This window comes from Castellaniella sp., assembly GCF_049671645.1.
In the GTDB taxonomy this organism is placed as follows: domain Bacteria; phylum Pseudomonadota; class Gammaproteobacteria; order Burkholderiales; family Burkholderiaceae_B; genus Castellaniella.
The window spans coordinates 48,659-69,919 of sequence record NZ_JBATVG010000007.1 but is presented as its reverse complement, the minus strand read 5'-3'; the positions used below and the strand labels follow the sequence as shown (position 1 = coordinate 69,919).

Genomic DNA, 21,261 nt, shown 5'->3' with positions numbered 1-21,261 from the left:
TTGATTCAAGTCAAGCCCCCGAGTTCGCGTATCATAAACAGTTAGCTGATATTCAGAATTGACGACTCCCCCATGCTTCTGACCCTGATCCTCGCGATCCCGTTTGCCGGTAGCCTGTGCGCCGCACTGCTTCCCTCGAACGCGCGCCGGGCGGGGGCCTGGATCGCGGGCGGCAGCGCGCTGGCCTGCCTGGCGCTGACGCTGGCGGCCACCCCCCAGGTCGCCGCCCTGGGCATGATCAAGCTCAGCATCCCCTGGATCCCCTCCCAGGGTGTGGACCTGACCCTGCGCATGGACGGTTACGCCTGGCTCTTCGCCGTGATCGTGTCGGCCATGGGAGCGCTGATCGCCCTGTACGCGCACTACTACCTGTCGGACCAGGACCCCGTCCCGCGCTTCTTCACTTTCCTGCTCAGCTTCATGGGCGCCATGCTGGGGGTGGTGCTGGCGGGCAACCTGATCCAGCTGCTGGTGTTCTGGGAACTGACCAGCCTGTCGTCCTTCATGCTGATCGGCTACTGGCAGCACCGCCCCGAGGCCCGGCGCGGCGCCCGCATGGCGCTGCTGGTGACGGGCGGCGGAGGGTTCTGCCTGCTGGCCAGCATGCTGATCATCGGCCACATCGTCGGCAGCTACGACCTGGATGCCGTGCTGGCCGCCGCCGGCGAAATCCGCAGCCACCGCTGGTATCCCATCCTGCTGGTGCTGCTGGCCCTGGGCGCGCTCACCAAAAGCGCCCAGTTCCCCTTCCATTTCTGGCTGCCCAATGCCATGGCGGCCCCCACCCCGGTCTCGGCCTACCTGCATTCGGCCACCATGGTCAAGGCGGGCGTCTTCCTGCTGGCGCGCTTCTGGCCGATTTTTTCCGGCACCGACTGGTGGACCTGGACTATCGGCGGCGCCGGCCTGTGTTCGCTGCTGCTGGGGGCTTACGCCGCCACCTTCCAACGCGACATCAAAAGCGTGCTGGCCTACTCCACCATCAGCCACCTGGGCCTGATCACGCTGCTCCTGGGGATGAACAGCCGTCTGGCGCTGGTGGCCGCCGTCTTCCACATGGTCAACCACGCCACCTTCAAGGCCTCGCTGTTCATGGCGGCCGGGATCGTCGACCACGAAAGCGGCACCCGCGACCTGACCCGCCTGTCGGGCCTGCGCACCCTGATGCCGCTGACCGCCACCCTGGCCATGGTGTCTGCGGCCGCCATGGCGGGGGTGCCGCTGCTCAACGGGTTCATTTCCAAGGAAATGTTCTTCGCCGAAACCGTCTTCATCACCGGACACTGGGCCAGCCGCTGGGGGCTGCCGCTGGCGGCCGTCATCGCCGGAGCCTTCAGCGTGACCTATTCCCTGCGGCTGGTCCTGCAGGTCTTTTTCGGCCCCCCCGCCACCGACCTGCCTCGCACGCCGCACGATCCGGCCCGCATGATGCTGATCCCCTGCACGATCCTGGTCGTGATCTGCCTGGCCGTCGGCATCCTGCCCAACCTGACGCTGGGCGCCGTCCTGGACATGGTCATGCGCGGCTTGCTCGGGTCTCGCGTGCCGGTGTTCGACCTGCAGGTCTGGCACGGCATCAACCTGCCCCTGATCATGAGCCTCATCGCCCTGGTGGCCGGAATCGGCCTGTACCTGGCGCTGCGGGAACGGGACCGCCGGGCGCCCGGCCAAGTGCCCCTGATCTACCGCCTGGACGGCCGCCAGAGCTTCGAAACCCTGCTGGAAGCCATCGACAGCGGCTCATCGCGCCTGCTGGGCTGGCTGCAAAGCCAGCGGCTGCAGGTCCAGGTCCTGCTGCTGGTGCTCTGCACCCTGGGCGTGGCCGCGCTGCCCCTGCTGCGAGGCGGCTGGTGGCCGCAGGCCTTCGCCAGCGACACGCCGCTGCAATGGTCCTTCGGCCTGATGTGGCTGATGGGCGGCGCCTGCGCCGTCGCAGCCGCGTACCAGGCCAAATACCACCGCACCGCTTCGCTGATGCTGGCGGGCGCCACGGGCCTGATCACCTGCGTGACCTTCGCCTGGCTATCCGCCCCCGACCTGGCCTTGACGCAACTGGCGGTCGAAGTCGTCACCACCGTGCTGATCCTGCTGGGCCTGCGCTGGCTGCCGCCGCGCATCGAGGAATTCCCGGGCGCCACCTGGCGCCGCACCCAATGGCGTCGCTGGAGGGACTTCGCCGTGGCGGTCGCGGGCGGAGCCGGGCTGGCGGCCCTGGCCTACGTGATGATGATCCGCCCCTCGGCCCATCCCAGCATTTCGGGCTTTTTCGTCCGGCAGGCCTGGCCCCTGGGGGGCGGGGCGAACGTCGTCAACGTCATCCTGGTGGATTTCCGCGCCTTCGACACCTTTGGCGAAATCACGGTGCTGGCGATCGTCGCGCTGTGCGTGTACGCCCTGCTGCGACGTTTTCGCCCGCCCGCAGAGGCCCTGGCCGCCTCGCCCCGCCTGCGCCGCATCCTGCAACAGGTCCCGGCCCGGGAACCGGACATCAAGGCGCCGCTGCCCGACGGGCTGATGCACGTCCCCGCCGTGCTGGTGCGCCTGCTGCTGCCGGTGTCCACCCTGATCTCCCTGTACTTCCTGCTGCGCGGCCACAACCTGCCGGGCGGCGGCTTCGTGGGCGGGCTGGTCATGGCCACCGGCATCATCCTGCAGTACATGGTCGGCGGCATCCTCTGGGTCGAAGCCCGGCCGCTGATCCGCCCGCAGATCTGGATCGCGCTGGGCCTGCTGGTGGCGGGCGGCGCCGCCATGGCCGTCTGGTGGGCCGGCCAGCCGCTGCTGTCGGCCTATGTCCTGGATCTGGTCCTGCCGCTGATCGGCGTCATCCACCTGTCCAGCGTGCTGGTATTCGACCTGGGGGTCTACATGCTGGTGGTGGGCGCCACCATCCTGTTCCTGATCGCCCTGGCGCACCAATCCCTGCGCTTTCACCGCAACATCACCGAACCGGCGGACACGCCGCTCGCGGAGGCCTGATCATGGAATGGATACTGGCCCTGGCCATCGGAGTGCTGGCAGGATCCGGCATCTGGCTGCTGCTGCGCCCGCGCACCTTCCAGGTCATCATGGGGCTGGCGCTGATGGCCTACGCCGTCAACCTGTTCATCTTCGCCATGGGCCGTCTGCGCCTGGACGCCCCGCCCGTCATCGATCCCCACTGGGCCGACCCGGCCCGCTACGCCGATCCCCTGCCCCAGGCCCTGGTGCTGACGGCCATCGTCATCGGCTTTGCCACCACGGCCCTGTTCCTGGTGGTGCTGCTGGCCTCGCGCGGCATGAGCGACACCGACCACGTCGATGGCGAGGAACACCGCTCATGAGCCTCTGGATGCAACACCTGCCGGTCCTTCCGGTCCTGATCCCCCTGTTGGCGGGCGCGCTGATGCTGCTCACGCGAGACAGCCAGCGCCCCCTGCGTCTGGGCCTGGGCGCGGTGTCCCTGGCATTGCAGATTCTGGCCGCGCTGATGCTGATCCGGGCCACCCAGGGCATCGGCGGTTCGCTCTGGCCCAACGACATCGGCGTCTACCGCCTGGGCAACTGGCAGGCGCCTTTCGGCATCGTGCTGGTGGCCGACCGCCTGTCGGCCCTGATGCTGGGCCTGACGGCGATCCTGGGCCTGTGCGCCTGGATCTATTCCACGGCGCGCTGGGACCGGGCCGGCAGCCACTTCCACCCGCTGTTCCAGCTGCAGCTGATGGGCCTGAACGGCGCTTTCCTGGCCGGCGACCTGTTCAATCTGTTCGTCTTCTTCGAAATCCTGCTGACCGCGTCCTACGGATTGATGCTGCATGGCTCGGGCAAGCGCCGCGTGGGCGCCGGCCTGCACTACATCGGCGTCAACCTGATCGCCTCGTTCCTGCTGCTGATCGCCATCGCCCTGATCTACGGGCTGACCGGTACCCTGAATCTGGCCGATCTGTCGGTCCGGGCGCTCGCCCTGACCGGGTCCGACCGGCAGCTGTTCGACAGCGCCGCAGCCATCCTGGGGGTCGCCTTCCTGATCAAGGCGGCGGCCTGGCCCCTGAACTTCTGGCTGCCCAACGCCTACTCCGAGGCTTGCGCCCCGGTTGCGGCGCTGTTCGCCATCATGACCAAGGTCGGCATTTATGCCCTGCTGCGCATCGGCTCGCTGCTGCTGCCCGCCGGCGCGCCGGCGGCCTTCGGCGGCGCCTGGATGTTTCCGGCCGGCATCGCCACCCTGGCCTTCGGCACACTGGGCATGCTCGCCAGCACGCAGCCGCGACGCATCGCGGCCTACGCCATCATTACTTCGTCGGGCACGCTCTTCGCGGCGCTGGGCATGCCCGGCGTCACCCTGACAGGCCCGGCCCTGTACTACCTGCTCAGTTCCGTCATGGCCCTGGGCGCCCTGTTCCTGCTGCTGGAACTGACCGAACGCAGCCAGTCCTTCGGGGCGGACATCCTGGCCGTCACCCAGGAAGCCTTCGAGACCGACGAGCCCGACGACGCCAGTCTGTCCGAACAGGTCGTGGGCGCGCCGCTGCCCGCCACCATGGCCTTCCTGGGGCTGAGCTTTTTCGCCTGCGCCCTGCTCATCATCGGCCTGCCGCCCCTGTCGGGCTTCGTGGCGAAATTCTCCTTGTTGTCGGCGGCCCTGCGCACCGCCGAGTTCGGCGCCCCCACCGTCAACGTCTGGCTGCTGGTGGCCGCCATGCTGGGGTCCGGTCTGGCCTGCCTGATGGCCCTGGGCCGCTGCGGAGTGCGCCTGTTCTGGATTCCGGAACAGCTGCGCGTTCCGACTCTGAAATTCAACGAGATCATCCCCATCCTGGTGCTGCTGGGAGCCTGCGCCGCGCTGACCATCCAGGCCGGCCCTGCCATGAGCTACCTGGAGGACACCGCCCATTATCTGGACCAGCCGGCCCGCTACGTCCAGGCCGTGCTGGGCCCCGCCCCCGCGGAGGCGCCGCAATGATGAGACGCCTGCTGGGATTCCTGCCCCTGCCCTGCCTGCTGCTGGCCCTGTGGCTGGTCCTGAACGACAGCCTGTCGGCCGGGCAGATCGCGCTGGGCCTGGCGATCGCCGTCACGCTCAGCCTGCTGGCGCCCATCCTGCGCCCCGTGCGCGCCCGCCTGCGCCACCCCTGGACGGCCCTGCGGCTGATCGCCCACGTCGCCCGCGACATCGTGCTTTCCAACTATCTGGTCAGCCAGCGCATCCTGCGCGGAGATGCCTCCTCCGCGCAGTCCGGCTTCCTGGACATTCCCCTGCGGATCCGCGATCCCCACGGGCTGGCCGCCCTGGCCTGCATCGTCACGTTCACCCCGGGAACCGTCTGGGCGGGGCACGACACCGAACGCAACGTCCTGACCCTGCACGTGCTGGACCTGTCCGACCCGGCGGGCCTGACGCGCGTCATCCAGGACCGCTACGAACGCCCGCTGATGGAGATCTTCGAATGAGCACGATCCTGTTGAACTGGGCAGGCGGCTTTGCCCTGCTGTGTTTCGTCCTGGGCCTGGCCTGCGCCGCGATCCGCCTGATCAGGGGTCCGCGCGCCGAAGACCGCATCCTGGCCCTGGACACGCTCTACATCAACGGCATGCTGATCCTGCTGGTGCTGGGCCTGCGCTACGAAGCCGGCCTGTATTTCGACGTGGCGCTGCTGATCGCCCTGTTCGGTTTCGTCGGCTCGGCCGCCCTGGCCAAATTCCTGCTGCACGGCGAGGTCATCGAACCATGAACGAACTCCCCCTGTGGGCAGCCATCCTGGTGGCCTTCCTGCTGGTCCTGGCCGGCCTCGTCACCCTGATCGGGTCGCTGGGCCTGCTGCGCCTGCGCAACTTCTACCAGCGCATGCACGCCCCCACCCTGGGCATGACATTGGGCACGTTCTGCGTCGCCCTGGCTGCCACCCTGGTAGCCAGCCTGCTGCAGGGCAGGCCCATCTTCCACGAATGGCTGATCTGCCTGTTCCTGTTCATGAGCGCCCCCGTCACGGCGATCCTGCTAATGCAAAGCGCCATCCGTCGCCGTATCGCGCGCGCCGCTCCGCCTGCGCAAACCGGGGCCGAACTCGCCCCCAACGATGCGGAACCGCCCGCCGCCTGAGCACATTTGTAACATTCGCCTCAGGGAGAACCCTTACACTGGACGAGTCCCCTGAACCGGGCCGGGATAGCGCCCGGGATTCAAGAAGGAGTGCTCGATCATGCGTCACGCATTACAGAAATCTCTGCGGGCCAGCCTGCTGGCCGTCGGTCTGGGCGGCATCGCGCTACTGGCCCCCGGCGCCCAGGCCGCCGGTCCCCAAACCCAATACCAACAGGATGTGGCCCGCTGCAACAGCACACCCGGCATCGACAAGCAGGCCTGCCTGCGCGAAGCCGGCGCCGCCGCGCAAGCAGCCCGGCAAGACAAGCTGACCAGCCCGTCCATGCAGACGGAAAGCAGCAACCGCACCCAGCGCTGCGACAGCCTGCCCGCCGATCAGCGCCAGGATTGCACGACGCTGATGGACAGCGCCAACACCCGCACGCAAGGCTCGGTCCAGTCCGGCGGCGTCCTGCGCGAAACCACCATCACCATCCCGGCCGCGACCGGTTCGTGATCGGTCACAGTTCCATCTGCATGCCCATTTCCACCACCCGGTTGGGCGGAATCTTGTAGAACCGGGTGGTGCGGCTGGCATTGCGCGCCATGAAAGCGAACAGATGACGGCGCCAGCTCTGGTGCCAGGGCAGGCGCCGCACCACGATGACGGTCTGGCGCGACAGAAAATAAGAAGTCTGCATCGGCTCCAGATTCAGTTCGGGCGCTTCCTGGGCGATCTGCTCCACCACCTGAGGCACGTTGGGTTCCTGCTTGAATCCCCAACGGGCCACCGCCTGCCAGCTGCTGCGGCTGACCCGCTCGATCCGCACCCGTTCACCGAACGGCACATAAGGCTCATCCGCCACCTCGATGGTCAGAAACAAGGCCTGTTCGTGGAGCACCTTATTGTGTTTCAAATTGTGTAGAAGCGCCGGCGGCACCGTGCCGACGATCATGCTCATGAAGACAGCCGTCCCCGGCACCCGGGTCGGCGGATACGCCTCCAGGGATTCCATGAAGTTGACCAGCGGCTGATGATCACCGGCCAGGGTGTCGTGAATGCGCTGGCGACCCTGCTTCCACGTCACCATCAGCGTCAGCAGCGCGATCCCCACCACCAGCGGCAGCCAACCGCCCTCATGCAGCTTCAGGGTATTGGACGTGAACAGCAGGATATCGATCAGCAGGAACAAGGTGATGAGCGCCAGCCAGGCGGCCCGCCGCAGCCCGCGCGAGGCGCGCGGCAACACGGCGAAGGCCAGCAGCGAAGTCATCAGCATCGTGCCCGTGACGGCAAAACCGTAGGCATGGGCCAGGCTATCCGATGACTGGAATGCCAAGGTCAGCGCCAGCACCGCCAGCAGCAGCAGCCAGTTGACGCGCGGCAGATAGATCTGGCCTTCTTCCCGGGCCGACGTATGCTGGATCACCATGCGCGGCCAATAGCCCAGTTGCACCGCCTGCCGGGTCACGGAGAACGCCCCGGAAATCACCGATTGCGAGGCGATGACCGTGGCGACGGTCGCCAGCCCGACCAGCGGTATCAGCCCCCATTCCGGCGCCAGCAGGAAAAAGGGGTTGCGAATCGCCGACGGATCGCTCAGCAACAAGGCCCCTTGGCCGAAATAGCACAGCACCAGGGCCGGGAGCACCAGGGAAAACCAGGCCCGCCGGATCGTGGGGCCGCCGAAATGGCCCATATCGGCATACAGGGCCTCGGCCCCGGTCAAGGCCAGCACCAGGGCGCCCAGCGCCAGAAAGGTTTCCCAGGGCGCATCCCCGATGAAGCGCAGCGCCCAGATCGGATTGATGGCCTGCAGCACCTGGGGTTGCTCGGCCACGCGCCAGCCCCCCAGAATCCCCAGCACCAGGAACCAGACCAGCATCACCGGGCCGAACAAGCGGCCCACCGTGCCCGTGCCGCGCGACTGCACCATGAACAGCGCCAGGAGGACCACCACGGCAATCGGCACTACCCAGGAATCCAGCCTGTGCGACACAATCCCGATCCCTTCGACGGCCGACAGCACCGAAATGGCCGGGGTGATCATGCTGTCGCCGTAGAACAGCGCCGCCCCCATCAACCCTAGAATCGCCAGCCGCCAGCGGGTGCGCCCGGGGCGCCCGCGCATGGCCAGCTCCATCAGCGCCAGCGTGCCGCCCTCGCCCCGGTTGTCGGCCCGCAGAATGCAGGTCACGTATTTCAGCGACGCCACCAGGATCAACATCCAGAACAGGATCGACAGCATGCCCAGGATATGTTCGACGTCCGGCGTGCCTGTCCCAGACAGGGCGACCTTGATGGTGTACAGGGGGCTGGTGCCGATGTCGCCATAGACGACGCCCAGGGCGCCGATCAGCAGCGCCGCCTGCGGGCTGCGCGAGTCCGATGATTTCTGAGTGCTCATGATTTATTCTGCCCGCGTCAGACAGGCCCCTCGCCAAGGCCCGGGAAAAATCAGGGTGATCCGGGTGCCCGCGAACGCGGGGCGGCTGATGACCTTCCACCAGGCCCCATGCGCGCGGGCGATCTCCCGAACAATGGCCAGGCCCAGGCCGGAACCGCCGGGCCCCGCGTCCGCAGCCCGGTAGAATGCTTCGAAGACGCGCTCCAGATCGTCGGCGCCGATCCCCGAACCGTCGTCCTCGACCGAAAATGAGGGGGGATTGCTGATGACCCGCAATTGAATCAGCCGCGCGCCCTGGCCGTAGCGCAAGGCGTTGTCGATCAGGTTGCCCAGCAATTCGCCCAGCAGGACGGGGTCGCCGTCCACCCAGACGGGGGCGTCCGGGGCCGACAGCTGCAATTCCACCGATTGTCCGCGCGCGCGATCCAGCCAATCGGAGCCCGCCCGGCGCATCCACTCGCAGAGATCCAGGCGCACGAAGCTGTCCTGGGGGCGGGCGGCATGATCGGCGCGGGCCAGCACCAGCAACTGCTGGCCCATGCGGATCATATGGTCCGTCACGGACTTGATGCGATCGGCCCGCGTGCGGATCTCATCGGGCAGATCCTGCCCCAGCATCAGTTCGGATTCCAGCTTCAGGCCCGCCAAGGGGGTGCGCAACTGATGGGCGGCATGGCCGATGAAGCGGCGTTGCGCCTGCACGGAATCGTCCAGACGCACCAGCAGGTCGTTGAAATGCAGCACCAGGGGCGCCACCTCGCTGGGCAGACCGGCCAGATCCAGGGGCTGCAGGTCTTCGATGGAGCGCTGGCGGATCTGATCGGCCAATTGGTTGATGGACGTCAGTTCGAGCCGGATGCCGGAGATCAGCACCCAGACGAACAGCACCACCAGCAACCCCTGGGTCAGCAGCATCACCCAGAACAGATCGCGCAACAGCCAGGGCTGGGGACGGATGACGCCGGTCATGAACCAGGTGGCCAGCAAATCGATGGCGACCAGAATGAAGAAAGCCGGCAGCAGCCGGCGCACCAATTTGCGGGCCAGGGAGTCCTGGGGCATCAGGCGCTCGAACAGACCCAGCGCCTGGAGATCCCGGCGGGGGTCGGAGCCTGCGGATGAATTAGGCACTTTCGACGTCGAGCAGATAGCCAAAGCCGCGTACCGTCTGGATGCTGGCCCCGGTTCCGTCCAGGCGCTTGCGCAGGCGATAGACATAGACCTCGACCGCATTTTCACTGAAATCGGCATCCCAGGCCGACAGGGAATTGACGATCTGCTGTTTGGTGACGACCCGCCCCGGGCGGGCCATCAGCATTTCCAGCACCGATAATTCGCGCACGGACAAGGCCAGGCGCTTGCCGCTGACGCGAATCTGCCGGCCCACGGTATCAAAGGCCAGCGGTCCGCATTCCAGAACGGTCTGCGCCTGACCGGCGTGCCGACGGGCCAACGCGCGGACCCGGGCCGCCAGCTCGGGCAGTTCGAAGGGCTTGGTCACGTAGTCGTCAGCCCCGGCATCCAGCCCCGCCACACGATCGTCCAGGCCGTCGCGGGCCGTCAGGATCAGCACGGGAATCTGGGATCCGCCCGCCCGCAGGCGCTGCAGGACCTCCAGGCCGCTGAGGCCCGGCAGATTCAGATCCAGCAACAGCAGATCGTAGGCTTGGCCGACCACGGCGCCCTCGACCCGGTCGCCGGACTGCAGCCAGTCCACAGCGTAGCCTTGGCCGCTGAGAAATTCCTGGAGCGCATGGCCCAGGGTGGTGTCGTCTTCGATGACTAGAACTCGCATGGGGTGATTCTAGCCTGAACGCGTCACTGCACGTCACCTGTGAAGGGGAGTCGTTACATAACTGACAGGTGCATGAACACAGTGTTTCCGGGGCCGCGGGCGCTCGCCGAACGCCTGCCGCCTCAGTGCGCGGCCGCAGGCGCCTCCCGAGTCCCGGACGGCGCGGCCGGCTGCGTCACGAATCCCAGGCGTTTCATGCCGGCCCGCCGCGCGGCCCCCATGATCTGCGCCAATTCACCATAGCGGGTCTCGACGTCGGCGCGGATGCGCACTTCGGGCTGGGGGTCTGCGCCGGATTCCGCCGCGAACCGGGACTCCAGATCATCCAGGGCCACGGGTTGCTCGTTCCAGAACACCGCGCCGCTGGGGTCGATGGCCAGGTCGACGACCTTGGGCTGCTGCTCCACCGGCTGCGCCGTGACCTGTGGCACATTGATGCGGATCGAATGGCTGAGCAAAGGCGCGGTGATGATGAAGATCACCAGCAGCACCAGCATCACGTCGATCAGCGGCACCATATTGATTTCGGACATGGTCGTGCCCGGCCCCTTGGAATCGAAGCTGCCGAAGGCCATGATCAGGCCTCCCGGCTGCTGGCCAGGCTGATGTGGCGGCCATGGCGCTCGTGCCGTTCATGCGCGCCGTCGGCGACCTGCTGGCCTGTCGTCAGGAACGTGAACAGATCATGGGCAAAGGCGTCCAGTTGCGCCAGGTAGACGCGATTCAGACGCACGAAGGCGTTGTAGGCCAGCACCGCCGGGATGGCGACCGCCAGGCCCAGGCCGGTCATGATCAGGGCCTCGCCCACCGGCCCGGCGATGCGGTTGATCGTCACGCCGTCCGCCATGCCGATGCTGAGCAGCGCGTGATACACCCCCCAGACCGTGCCGAACAACCCCACGAAAGGAGCGGTCGAGCCCACCGAGGCCAGCACCGTCAGGCCATTTTCAAGCCGGGCGGTTTCCTCGTCGATGACTTTGCGGATGGTGCGCGTGACGAAGGCCGCCGTCGAACCGCTTTCCTCCAGTTTCAGCGCCCCGTATTTGGCATGATGCTTCTGCGCATGGATGGCATGGCTGGCCAGATGGGCGAACGGTTCCTCCGCCCCATGCGTGGCGATTTCATTTTCCACCTGTTCCAGCGAACTGGCCGCCCAGAATTCCGCCAGGAATTTCCTGGAACGCTGGCGGATGCGCAGATGCGTGAAGCCCTTGGCCAGGATCAGATACCAACTGGCCAGAGACATCAGCAGCAGGAAACCGAACAGGGACTTGCCCACGGCATCGCTTTGCCCGATGAAATGCATCACGCCCTGGCCGCTGACGGCCAAGTCGGCCGCCGGCAATGCAGCGGCGGCCTGGCCGGCCGCGCCGATGGCCGCGGCGGCGGGTGCGGCAGCCTGCGCCGTGGCGACGGCTGCCTGGGCCGCATCCGGCCCTACCGCCTGGGCCAGCGCCAGCGCGGCGCCGCCGATCAGATCGATCATCATGTTCTGGAACTCCTGTCGGTCCAAGACCTATAAAACGAAATCAAAGGGAATGTCCACCAGCGCCTTGTAGGCGATGCCGTTTTCCGTATAAGGGCGAAACCGCGCCTGCTGCATGGCCTGAACGGCGGCCTCGTCCAGCCGCGCATAGCCGGAGGAATGCTGCACCTTGACGTGGGCCACCTGCCCCTGCGGCGAAATCAGCACCCGCAGGACCACCCGCCCCTGTTCGCCGCGCCGCTGCGACAGGCGCGGATAGGCCGGGCTGGGGCGTCGACCCAGGTAATCCACGCGGCCGATGGTGCGCGGACGATCCGGGTCCACCGCTTGAGCCTCGCCGCGCGCCTGGGCGGCCTGCGGGGCGCCGCCGGCCGGGGTCTGTGTCGCCGACGTAGCCGCCGGCGGCGTTTCACGCGCCGGCTTGGGCCTGGGCTGCGGTTTGGGCTTGGGTTTGGGCTGGGCTTTCGGTTTGGGTTTGACGACCGGCTTGGGCGGCGGAGCTTCCGTGATGGCGTCCGGCTCAGGCTCGTCGACGACAGGCTCGGGTTCCGGGATCGGCTCGATCACGGGTTCGGGGTCGGGCTCGACCATCGGTTCCGGTTCGGGGATATCGGGCAATTCGGCGGCGGGCGGCGCCGCAGGCGCCGGGTCGGCCGCCGGCCCCAATTCCACGAACTGCACGTCCAGCGCATCGGGCTGCCCCAAAGCGACCTGAGCCACAGGCGCCGACAGAATCATGGCCAGCACGGCGGCATGCAAACCAAGCGCCGCCACGGCGGCGGCGGCCTTCAACCAGGGAAAACGCAAGGAAGCACCCGAACCCATGAAGCTGGAAATGACAACAGTGAAAGCGGGATCTTAGCAGGAATGAAAACGATTCTCAATGCTAATTACAGAATCTGCGCGCCGATCGCGCCGGCGCCCGCCGCCCCGCGATTCCATCAAAAAATATCCTTATGACAAGCCAATGATTTTACTGAGATAAGTCGCGTCCCCCACCAAAAGAGACACAAAGACATACATTTTTATTGAAACTTGCTGCGGCTGTTTCCGGTCTTTTCAAGGACTCACTCACAAGGCCAGCACATGATGATGCCCAGAATCCTTGCCCTATGCGCCGGCGCGCTGTGCGCCCTCAGCCTCCAGACAGCGGCCCTGGCCGCCGACGCGCCGCCCGCCGGCATCTATCTGTCCACCGACTACCCGGCCCTGACGCTGAAGGCCGGCGAGACCTCCACCGTGTCCCTGAACCTGAGCAACCAGGCCAGCCCCCCGGAACGCCTGGCCCTGTCGCTGGACGGCGTGCCCAAGGACTGGACGGCCACGCTGCTGGGCGACGGGCGGCCGGTGGCTTCCGCCATGCCCGGCAGCGACCAGACCCTGATGCTGAAACTGCGCCTGGATATTCCGAAAAGCGATGCCACGGCGCACGGCGTCATCACCGTTCATGCCGACAACAGCCAGCGCCACCTGAGCCTGCCGCTGGACATCACCCTGGCCAAGCAACTGCCCGCCCAATTGTCGGTGCAGCCGGACCTGCCGCAGTTGACCGGCTCGGCCCACACGGCCTTCGACTACCAGTTGACCATCAAGAACGATAGCGGCCAGGACGTGCTGGCCAGCCTGGCGGCCAGCGCGCCCCAATACTTCGACACCTCGTTCACGGAGGGCTATGGCACCCAGCAGATCAGCGCCGTGCCCATCAAGGCGGGTGAGTCCAAGAACGTCAAGCTGCACGTGCGCCCGCCCGTGACGGCGACGTCCGGCGAACACGACATCCAGGTCAAGGTCGCCGCCGACGGCGCCCAGGCCAGCACCCGCCTGAAGCTGGACATCACCGGACAGCCCTCGCTGAACCTGTCCGGCCGGGACGGACTGATGAGCGCCGGCGCCCAGATCGGCAGCGCCAGCAACGTCCCGCTGGAATTGCATAACGACGGCACGGCCGCCGCCCAGGACATCACGCTGGCCGGCACGGCGCCCTCCGGCTGGAAGATCGAATTCAAGCCGGAGCGCGTCGCCCAGCTGGATCCGGGCAAGACCGTCGAGGTCCAGGCCGTGATCACGCCTTCGGCGCAGTCGCTGGCCGGCGACTATATGGTCAAGCTGCACGCGAAGTCGGCGGGCCAGTCCGCCGACGGCGACCTGCGCGTCTCGGTCACGACCTCCGGTCTGTGGGGGGTCAGCGGCGCCATCCTGATTGCCGTGGCCCTGCTGGTGCTGATCGGCGCCGTGGCCCGGTACGGCCGCCGCTGAGCAGGTCCGCCATGAACCGGACCGCTTCCCGAATCCCGGACGAGGACTTGCCCGCCATCGCCGCCCAGGGACTGGGCAAGGACTACGGCAGCCGCACCGTGGTCCAGTCCCTCAATTTCCAGGTTCAGCGAGGCGAGGTCTTCGGCCTGCTGGGCCCCAACGGGGCCGGCAAGACCACCACCATCCTGATGCTGCTGGGCCTGACCGAGGCCACGCGCGGCCAGGTCCGCGTGCTGGGGGAAGACCCCTGGCGCAACCCCCTGGCCGTCAAGCGCCAGATCGGCTACATGCCCGATTCGGTCGGGTTCTACGACCACCTGAGCGCTCGCGACAACCTGCGCTACACGGCCCGCTTGCTGGGCGTTCCCGCCGATGAACGGGACGCGCGCATCGCAGCCGCCCTGGAGCGCGTCCGGCTGGCGGATCGAATCGACCAGCGCGTGGGCACGTTTTCCCACGGCATGCGCCGCCGCCTGGGCCTGGCCGAAATCCTACTGAAGCAAGCCGCCATCGCCATCCTGGACGAACCCACGTCCGGCCTGGATCCGCAATCCACGGAATCCTTTCTGCAGATGATCGAGTCCCTGCGCGACGATGGCGTCACCGTGCTGCTGTCGTCGCACCTGCTGGACCAGATGCAGCGCATCTGCGACCGCGTCGCCCTGTTCAACGCCGGGCGCATCGCGCTGATGGGGCCGGTCCAATCCCTGGCCCGTCAGGTGCTGGGCGGCCACAGCCATGAAGTCCACATCCACGCCGACGGCCCTGACCTCAGCGCGGCCCTGGGCGCCGTGCCGGGCGTGGGCCAGGTGCGCGCCGAACCCGGGGGCCACTACATCCTGCAAGCGGAAAGCGACGTCCGCGCCCAGGCAGCCCAGGCCGCGGTACTGGCGGGCGCCCGGCTGCGCGACCTGGCGGTGGACACGCCCAGCCTGGATCGCATCTACCGGCAGACCTTCTCTCAGGACTCCTCGACATGAATCGCACTTCCCGCATGGGCTCCCCCTGGCACGGCCTGGGCGCCGTGTTGTCCAAGGAACTGGCCGACCACTTGGGCAGCGCCCGCATGCGCCTGCTGGAATGGCTGGTCGTCCTGACGGCCGCCGCCGCCCTGTACGGCGCCATCCAGGGCATCCGCCAGACGACTTCGTCCGACCCTTTCGTCTTCCTGCGCCTGTTCACCGACGCCCAGGCCCCCCTGCCCTCTTTTGCCGCCCTGCTGGGATTCCTGATCCCGCTGGTCGCCATCGGCCTGGGGTTCGACGCCGTCAACGGCGAATACAGCCGCCGCACGCTCAGCCGCATCCTGTCGCAGCCCATCTACCGCGACGCGCTGCTGATGGGCAAGTTCCTGGCGGGCCTGACCGCCCTGGCCGTCTGCCTGGTCAGCCTGTGGCTGCTGGTGATGGGGGCCGGCCTGATCCTGCTGGGCGTGCCTCCCGGGGCGGAGGAGGTCGTGCGTTCGCTAGCCTTCCTGATCGCCGCCCTGGCCTACGCCGGCGTCTGGCTGGCCGTGGCCATGCTGTGTTCCGTCCTGTTCCGCTCCGCCTCCACCTCGGCCCTGGTGGCCCTGGGCTTGTGGCTGTTCTGCGCCCTGCTGTGGCCAATGCTGGCCCCCGCCCTGGCTCAGGCCATCGCCCCGCCGGACCTGGCCACCGTCATGAGCGGCGGCATGGACCTGCGGACCGTCGCCTGGCAACAGGGCCTGCTGCATCTATCGCCCGCCACCTTGTTCAGCGACACCGCCATCACACTGTTGAGCCCCGCCACCCGCGCACTGGGGCCGGTGTTCCTGTCGCAGATCCAGGGCGCCCTGCTGGGCAGCCCCCTGCCCCTGTCCGAAAGTCTGGCCATCGTCTGGCCGCAATTCACCGGTTTGATCGCGGCGGTGATGCTGCTGTTCACGGCAGGGTACGTGGTGTTCCAGCGTCAGGAGGTGCGGGCGTAGACGCGCAAGCCCGCATCCGGCGCGCTCAGGCGCCCGGGCCGCCCATGATCGCCGCCATGGGATGGCCGGCCCCGAACTGCAGGTCCAGCGCCTGCGGCGAAGGCACCGGCCGGCCGACCAGGTAGCCCTGGATCAGATCGCAGCCCAGGCGCCGCAGATGATCCAGCTGCTGCGGGGTCTCGACCCCTTCGGCGACGATGTCCAGCCCCAGGCTGTGGCCCAGGGCGATGATGGCCGTGACGATCGAGACATTGCTGGGGTTGGTTTCCAGGTCCCGGATGAAGGACATATCGATCTTCAGTCGATGCACCTTCAGATGCTGCAGATAGGACATGGATGAATAGCCCGTGCCGAAGTCGTCGATGGACAGGCGCACGCCCAGGCGGCGCAGGGTTTCCAGCGCCGCGCTGGCGCGGACACGGTCGGCCATCAGGCAGCTTTCGGTGATTTCCAGCTCCAGGCGCTCGGGCTCCAGTCCGTTGGCCTGCAGCACGGCCTGCACGGATTCGGCGAAACCGTCGCAATCCAGCTGCAGGGCGCACAGATTGACTGCGACATAGCCGGGCGCCCGGCCTTCGTCGCGCCATTGCCGCAATTGACGCCCGACTTCCTGCAGCACCCAGTGGCCCAGCGGCACGATCAGGCCGCTTTCCTCGGCCAGGGAAATGAATTCCCCCGGCGCGATCAGGCCGCGCTGCGGATGCTGCCAGCGCACCAGGGCTTCCAGCCCCGTGACCGCCCGCTGCCCCAGGTGAAACTGCGGCTGATAATGCACCCGGAATTCCCCCTGCTCCAGCGCGCGGCGCAGTTCGGCCTCCAGCGACAGGCGCTCCTGGGCGCGCAGCATGATCTCGGGCGAAAAGAATCGCAGGCTGCCCCGCCCATCCACCTTGGCCTGGTGCAGCGTCGCATCCGCGCGGCTCAGCAGGACTTCCGCCGTCTCGCCGTCCTCGGGATACAAGGCCACGCCGATACCGGCGCTGACGTAGATCTCCCGGCCATCGACTTCGAATGGGACGGCCAGGGCATCGAGCAGACGCTGCGCGGCCAGATCCGTGCCCTGTTCCCCCTGATCCCGGTCCAGGATCAGATAGAACTCGTCGCCGCCGACCCGGGCCAGGGCATCGTGTTCCGAGAGCAGGCCGCGCAAGCGCTGGGCCACCTGCACCAGCACCCGGTCGCCCTGCCCATGCCCCTGGGTTTCGTTGATCGCGGCGAATTTATCCAGATCCAGGCACAGCAAGGCGAAGCGCCCCGAACCGTAGCCGGCCATCTGGATGGCATGCGCCAGCAATTCCGCGAACAGGACCCGGTTCGGCAGCCCGGTCAAGGGGTCGCGATGGGTCAGTATCCGGTATTTTTCCTCGCTGACCTGTAGCATGGCCGTGCGCTGCGCCACCAGGTCCTCCAGGAAGCGGCGCAGACGCGCCAATTCCAGGTGGGCCCGCACCCGCGCACGGACCTCCTCGATATCGAAAGGCTTGGTGACGTAATCCGCCGCGCCCAGGGCGAAGCCCCGCAGCTTGTCCTGCGTGTCGTCGATCACGGTGACGAACATCACCGGCATGTGCCGGCCCGATGGCGCGGACTTGATGCGCCGACAGACCTCATAGCCGTCCATGCCCGGCATCTGGATGTCGAGCAGCACCAGATCGGGGGGCGCCGTCCCCTGGACGATCTCCAGCGCCCGGGCGCCGTCGCTGGCCACCTGGATGCGGAACTCGTCGCGCAGGGCCGCCAGCAGTTCATGGATGTTCTCAGGCACGTCATCGACCACCAGCAGGGTCGCAGCCTGCGCCTGCGCCGCCTGCGGCAGGATGTCGAATGCCGACGGCATCCGCCGGTACCGGGCCAGCTCGAGCTGGTTGCGGACGCGGGTCTTGAACAATTCCGGATTGATGGGCTTGGTGACGTAGTCCGCCGCCCCCATCAGCAGGCCGCGCGCGGCGTCCGCCGCCTCGGCCAGCGCGGTCACGAAGATCACCGGGATATCCGACGTCGCCGCATCCGCTTTCAGGGCCGTCAGCACTTCGTAGCCATCCATGTCCGGCATCTGGATGTCGAGCAGGATCAGGTCGGGACGCGGTTCGCGGCCAGCCATCTCGATGGCCTTGCGCCCGCTGGTGGCCGCGGAGATGGCGTAGTCTTCCCGAAACACGCCGACCAGCATATGCAGGTTGACGGCCGCATCATCGACGATCAGCAACCGGGGACGGTCGGCGGCGCCCAGCGGCGCGCCGGACGAGGGAAGAGGCAGGTTCACGTGGCGCGCTCCGGCGGAACAGGAATTTTCTCGATCAGCGCCAGGGCGGCATCCAGGTCGAAGCGGTCCACCCGCTCGGCGATGTCCTCGAGATGGCTCAGGAGCGGCGTGCCCGCCGCCCCCTGGCGTAGTTCATCGAGCAGCGCTTCGGCGGCCCCGAGGTCGGATTCGATCGCTTGCCGCAAGCGCGCCAGCAGGCCGTGCACGGCAGCGGATGACAACGGAGCGGCAGGCAGCCCTGCGGAAGCATCGTCCTCGGGCAGGGAATCGATGTCGGCCAGCACGTCCCGCAGCAGGGCTTCCGCCTGGTCCAGCGAAGCATCATCGGGGGGCAGGCCCTGTTTGAGCCGGGCATCGATCTGCGACACGCAGGCAAACAGCGCGCGCGCGCCGATGTTGCCGGCCACGCCCTTGAGCATATGACAATGCGCCTCGGCCGCGCCCACGCCTTCCTGCGCCAAGTGGTTCCGCATCTGCGCGATGGCGCCCTCGTATTGCGCCCGAAAGCGCCGCAATTGCTTGCGATACGATTGCGCCCGCCCGCCGATGCGGCGCACGCCGTCGGCGGCATCCAGATGCGCCAGAGCCAGCAGATCGTCGGGCAAACGGCTTGGCTCGCTTTCTGCCGGCAACGCCACCGGACCTCCGGCCCGGTCAGCCGGCACTTTCACCCATCGGATGAGCGTCGCCAGCAGATGGTCCGGATCGATCGGCTTGGTGACATGATCGTTCATGCCCGCATCCTGGCTGGCCTGCGCATCCGAGGCCATCGCCAATGCCGTCATGGCGATGATGGGCAGTTCGGCAAGACGCGCCCCGCCCGCCGCCTGCCCCAGGCGACGGATGCGCCGCGCCGCCTGCAGGCCATCCATGACGGGCATCTGGATATCCATCAGCACCGCGTCATAGTGCTTGCGCTGAACCCGGTCCACCGCCTCGCGCCCGTCGACGGCCTCGTCGACCGATATGCCTTCGCCGCGCAGCAGTTCCACGGCGAATTCGCGATTGATGTCATTGTCCTCGACCAGCAGTATCCGGGCGCCCGCCAGCCCCGTATCGCCGGCCAGCCTGTCCGGCGCGGCTTGTCCGCCATAGAGATCCGGCATCAAGCGGCCCCGGCCCAGCACGGACAGCATCGTATCCAGCAGCGACGAAGGCGAGACCGGTTTGATCAGGAAACCGTCCATGCCGGTCTGAGCCGCCCGGCGCATGACGTCCTCACTGCCGTAGGCGGTCACCATCACGATCTTGGGCTGGTGAGCGATGGCGGGATCCGTCTGGATGCGCCCGGCCACCTCGTCGCCATTCATGCCGGGCATGCGCCAGTCCATCAAGACCAGATCGTAGGGCCTGCCGCTGGCTTGCCGCAGCATGGTCAGGGCCTGCGCCCCATGGCTGGCAGTGCTGACGTCAAGCTGGAAGAACCTCAGCATCTCGGACAGGATTTCCACCGACACGGGATTGTCATCCACGACCAGCACCCGCCAACCCTGCAGCCGCGCCCCGATGCGCTCCAGCAACTGGCGCTGGGAATCCTGCGCCTGCCGGGCCACGGCCAGCCGCACGGTAAAGCACATCACCGTGCCCCGTCCCGGCAGGGAGGAGTCCACCCACAGGCGCCCGCCCATCAGTTCCGCCAGGCTTTTACAAATCGCCAGGCCCAGCCCCGTGCCGCCGTAGCGGCGCGTCATGGATTGATCGGCCTGGGTGAATTTCTGGAACAGCGCCTGGGTCTGGTCGGGCGACATGCCGATGCCGGTATCGCGCACGCAGACCCGGATCGTGACGCCGCTCGCATCCTGCTCCTGGCACAGCAGCGCCAATTCGACTTCGCCCTGTTCCGTGAACTTGACCGCATTGCCGCACAGATTGAGCAGCACCTGGCCCAGGCGCAGCGGGTCGCCCACCAGCAATGTCGGGATGGCGGGGTCGTGCCGGATCAGGAACTCGACGCCCTTGGCCTCGGCCTGCAGGCCGACGGCGTCCACGAGGCGTTCCAGCACCGTTTCGAGTTCGAACTCAACCTGCTCGACCACCAGCTTGCCGGCTTCCAGCTTGGAAAAATCCAGCACGTCGTTGATGATGCCCAGCAGCGACTGCGCCGCGCCCTGGGCCTTGGCCAGCCGATTGTGCAGATTGGGGGACATGTCTTCCTTGAGCGCCAGATACAGCATCCCCAGAATGGCATTCATCGGCGTGCGGATTTCATGGCTCATGGTGGCCAGGAAGTCGGACTTCACACGTGTGGCGTCCTCGGCGGTTTCCTTGGCCTGCTGCAGTTCCCGCGTGCGGACCTCGACTTTCGATTCCAGCGTCTGGTTGAATTCCTCGAGCTCGCGCATCGAGGCCGACAGCCGCAGGCGGCTGTCGCGCAAGGCGTCCACCAGTTCGCCCAGTTCGTCGGCATACGGATATGACAGCGGCGCGGCCTGGACGCCGTCGCCATCGAAACGCCAGCTTTTGACGACCGACACGACAGAGGCCAGCGTCTTCGAGAGCCGGCTGCGGATCGCCCAGACGAAGAGCAGCCACAGAATGCCGCTGAGAACGATGAAATTCAGCAGCACGATCACAAAGCTGTACTTGATCCTGTCCCAGATCACGGAAGGGGCGGTGTAGAGGTCCAGTGTGCCGATCATCTGCATATCGCCCTCCGCCGAGGGATGATGCAGCGGCACGACGACGCTATGTCCGCTCACGAACAGGATGGAGCGGCTCATGTCGGCGGCCGAGCGCGGCCAGTTGCGCTCGGCCAGGACATCGCCATCAGAGGAGACGACCTGCACGCCGCTGATGATCGCATTCTGCCGCACGCTGTCCAATGCCTTGAGCAACTGCCCGCGATCCAGTTCCCAGACCGCGTCCGTCACCGTCGGCTCGATGGTGCGGCCCAGCGAGGCCAGATCGCTGGACACCGCCCGGCTGATGCTGACGTACTGTATGGTCAACTGCACCGCCACCAGACCGATGATGGCCAGCAGGTACCACGGCAGCATCGACCGCAACAGGCGCCTGGACAGAGTCGACGTCGTCTTCATTCAAGC

Annotated in this window: 18 protein-coding genes; 10 read left to right on the top strand and 8 right to left on the bottom strand. The window is 67.1% G+C overall.

Annotation, left to right across the window (positions count from 1 at the left end; translation table 11 throughout):
* Window positions 1–72: 72 nt before the first annotated feature.
* The 7 genes from WBG56_RS01680 to WBG56_RS01650 all read left to right on the top strand — a co-directional run bounded on the left by WBG56_RS01680 (window position 73) and on the right by WBG56_RS01650 (window position 6,578).
* Window positions 73–2,979 carry a monovalent cation/H+ antiporter subunit A gene (locus WBG56_RS01680; RefSeq protein WP_424264813.1) on the top strand — a complete coding sequence of 969 codons (2,907 nt, stop codon included), beginning with the start codon at window positions 73–75 and terminating at the stop codon, window positions 2,977–2,979.
* Window positions 2,980–2,981: 2 nt separating this feature from the next.
* Window positions 2,982–3,323 (top strand): Na+/H+ antiporter subunit C, encoded by a 342-nt coding sequence (locus WBG56_RS01675; RefSeq protein ID WP_424264812.1) that lies wholly within the window; start codon window positions 2,982–2,984, stop codon window positions 3,321–3,323.
* The gene (locus WBG56_RS01670; protein WP_424264811.1) at window positions 3,320–4,942 is read left to right on the top strand and encodes a monovalent cation/H+ antiporter subunit D; all 1,623 of its coding nucleotides are present in this window, start codon (window positions 3,320–3,322) and stop codon (window positions 4,940–4,942) included. The genes WBG56_RS01675 and WBG56_RS01670 overlap by 4 nt, the downstream gene beginning before the upstream one ends.
* Window positions 4,939–5,430, top strand: coding sequence for a Na+/H+ antiporter subunit E (locus tag WBG56_RS01665; protein WP_424264810.1), 492 nt, complete (start codon window positions 4,939–4,941; stop codon window positions 5,428–5,430). Before WBG56_RS01670 ends, WBG56_RS01665 begins: the two co-directional genes overlap by 4 nt.
* On the top strand, window positions 5,427–5,711 hold the full coding sequence (locus tag WBG56_RS01660) for a K+/H+ antiporter subunit F (RefSeq protein ID WP_424264809.1): 285 nt from the start codon (window positions 5,427–5,429) through the stop codon (window positions 5,709–5,711). The genes WBG56_RS01665 and WBG56_RS01660 overlap by 4 nt, the downstream gene beginning before the upstream one ends.
* Complete coding sequence (gene mnhG / locus WBG56_RS01655; RefSeq protein WP_424264808.1) at window positions 5,708–6,079, top strand: monovalent cation/H(+) antiporter subunit G; 372 nt, start codon at window positions 5,708–5,710, stop codon at window positions 6,077–6,079. Before WBG56_RS01660 ends, mnhG begins: the two co-directional genes overlap by 4 nt.
* 100 nt (window positions 6,080–6,179) lie before the next feature.
* Window positions 6,180–6,578, top strand: coding sequence for a hypothetical protein (locus tag WBG56_RS01650; RefSeq protein ID WP_424264807.1), 399 nt, complete (start codon window positions 6,180–6,182; stop codon window positions 6,576–6,578).
* Window positions 6,579–6,582: 4 nt separating this feature from the next.
* On the opposite strand, the gene WBG56_RS01645 is transcribed toward WBG56_RS01650, so the two are convergent.
* The 6 genes from WBG56_RS01645 to WBG56_RS01620 all read right to left on the bottom strand — a co-directional run bounded on the left by WBG56_RS01645 (window position 6,583) and on the right by WBG56_RS01620 (window position 12,557).
* The gene (locus WBG56_RS01645; RefSeq protein ID WP_424264806.1) at window positions 6,583–8,469 is read right to left on the bottom strand and encodes a potassium transporter Kup; all 1,887 of its coding nucleotides are present in this window, start codon (window positions 8,467–8,469) and stop codon (window positions 6,583–6,585) included.
* Window positions 8,470–8,472: 3 nt separating this feature from the next.
* Window positions 8,473–9,531 carry a sensor histidine kinase gene (locus tag WBG56_RS01640; RefSeq protein ID WP_424264941.1) on the bottom strand — a complete coding sequence of 353 codons (1,059 nt, stop codon included), beginning with the start codon at window positions 9,529–9,531 and terminating at the stop codon, window positions 8,473–8,475.
* 61 nt (window positions 9,532–9,592) lie between these two features.
* The gene (locus tag WBG56_RS01635) at window positions 9,593–10,264 is read right to left on the bottom strand and encodes a response regulator (RefSeq protein WP_424264805.1); all 672 of its coding nucleotides are present in this window, start codon (window positions 10,262–10,264) and stop codon (window positions 9,593–9,595) included.
* A gap of 122 nt (window positions 10,265–10,386) precedes the next feature.
* Window positions 10,387–10,839 carry an ExbD/TolR family protein gene (locus WBG56_RS01630; RefSeq protein WP_424264804.1) on the bottom strand — a complete coding sequence of 151 codons (453 nt, stop codon included), beginning with the start codon at window positions 10,837–10,839 and terminating at the stop codon, window positions 10,387–10,389.
* A 2-nt stretch (window positions 10,840–10,841) separates the two neighbouring features.
* Window positions 10,842–11,750, bottom strand: coding sequence for a MotA/TolQ/ExbB proton channel family protein (locus tag WBG56_RS01625; RefSeq protein ID WP_424264940.1), 909 nt, complete (start codon window positions 11,748–11,750; stop codon window positions 10,842–10,844).
* Between the two features lie 30 nt (window positions 11,751–11,780).
* A complete protein-coding gene (locus WBG56_RS01620) occupies window positions 11,781–12,557 on the bottom strand; it encodes a TonB family protein (RefSeq protein WP_424264803.1) in 777 nt (258 codons plus the stop codon).
* 279 nt (window positions 12,558–12,836) lie between these two features.
* On the opposite strand from WBG56_RS01620, the gene WBG56_RS01615 reads away from it, so the two are divergent.
* The 3 genes from WBG56_RS01615 to WBG56_RS01605 are packed head-to-tail and all read left to right on the top strand — an operon-like array spanning window position 12,837 to window position 15,954.
* Window positions 12,837–14,006, top strand: coding sequence for an NEW3 domain-containing protein (locus WBG56_RS01615; protein ID WP_424264802.1), 1,170 nt, complete (start codon window positions 12,837–12,839; stop codon window positions 14,004–14,006).
* Window positions 14,007–14,017: 11 nt separating this feature from the next.
* Window positions 14,018–14,986 (top strand): ABC transporter ATP-binding protein, encoded by a 969-nt coding sequence (locus tag WBG56_RS01610; protein ID WP_424264801.1) that lies wholly within the window; start codon window positions 14,018–14,020, stop codon window positions 14,984–14,986.
* Window positions 14,983–15,954, top strand: coding sequence for an ABC transporter permease (locus WBG56_RS01605; RefSeq protein ID WP_424264800.1), 972 nt, complete (start codon window positions 14,983–14,985; stop codon window positions 15,952–15,954). Before WBG56_RS01610 ends, WBG56_RS01605 begins: the two co-directional genes overlap by 4 nt.
* A gap of 25 nt (window positions 15,955–15,979) precedes the next feature.
* On the opposite strand, the gene WBG56_RS01600 is transcribed toward WBG56_RS01605, so the two are convergent.
* Both WBG56_RS01600 and WBG56_RS01595 read right to left on the bottom strand, forming a co-directional pair.
* Window positions 15,980–18,217 carry a GGDEF/EAL domain-containing response regulator gene (locus WBG56_RS01600; protein WP_424264799.1) on the bottom strand — a complete coding sequence of 746 codons (2,238 nt, stop codon included), beginning with the start codon at window positions 18,215–18,217 and terminating at the stop codon, window positions 15,980–15,982.
* Window positions 18,214–21,255, bottom strand: coding sequence for a response regulator (locus WBG56_RS01595; RefSeq protein WP_424264798.1), 3,042 nt, complete (start codon window positions 21,253–21,255; stop codon window positions 18,214–18,216). Before WBG56_RS01595 ends, WBG56_RS01600 begins: the two co-directional genes overlap by 4 nt.
* Window positions 21,256–21,261 lie beyond the last annotated feature (6 nt).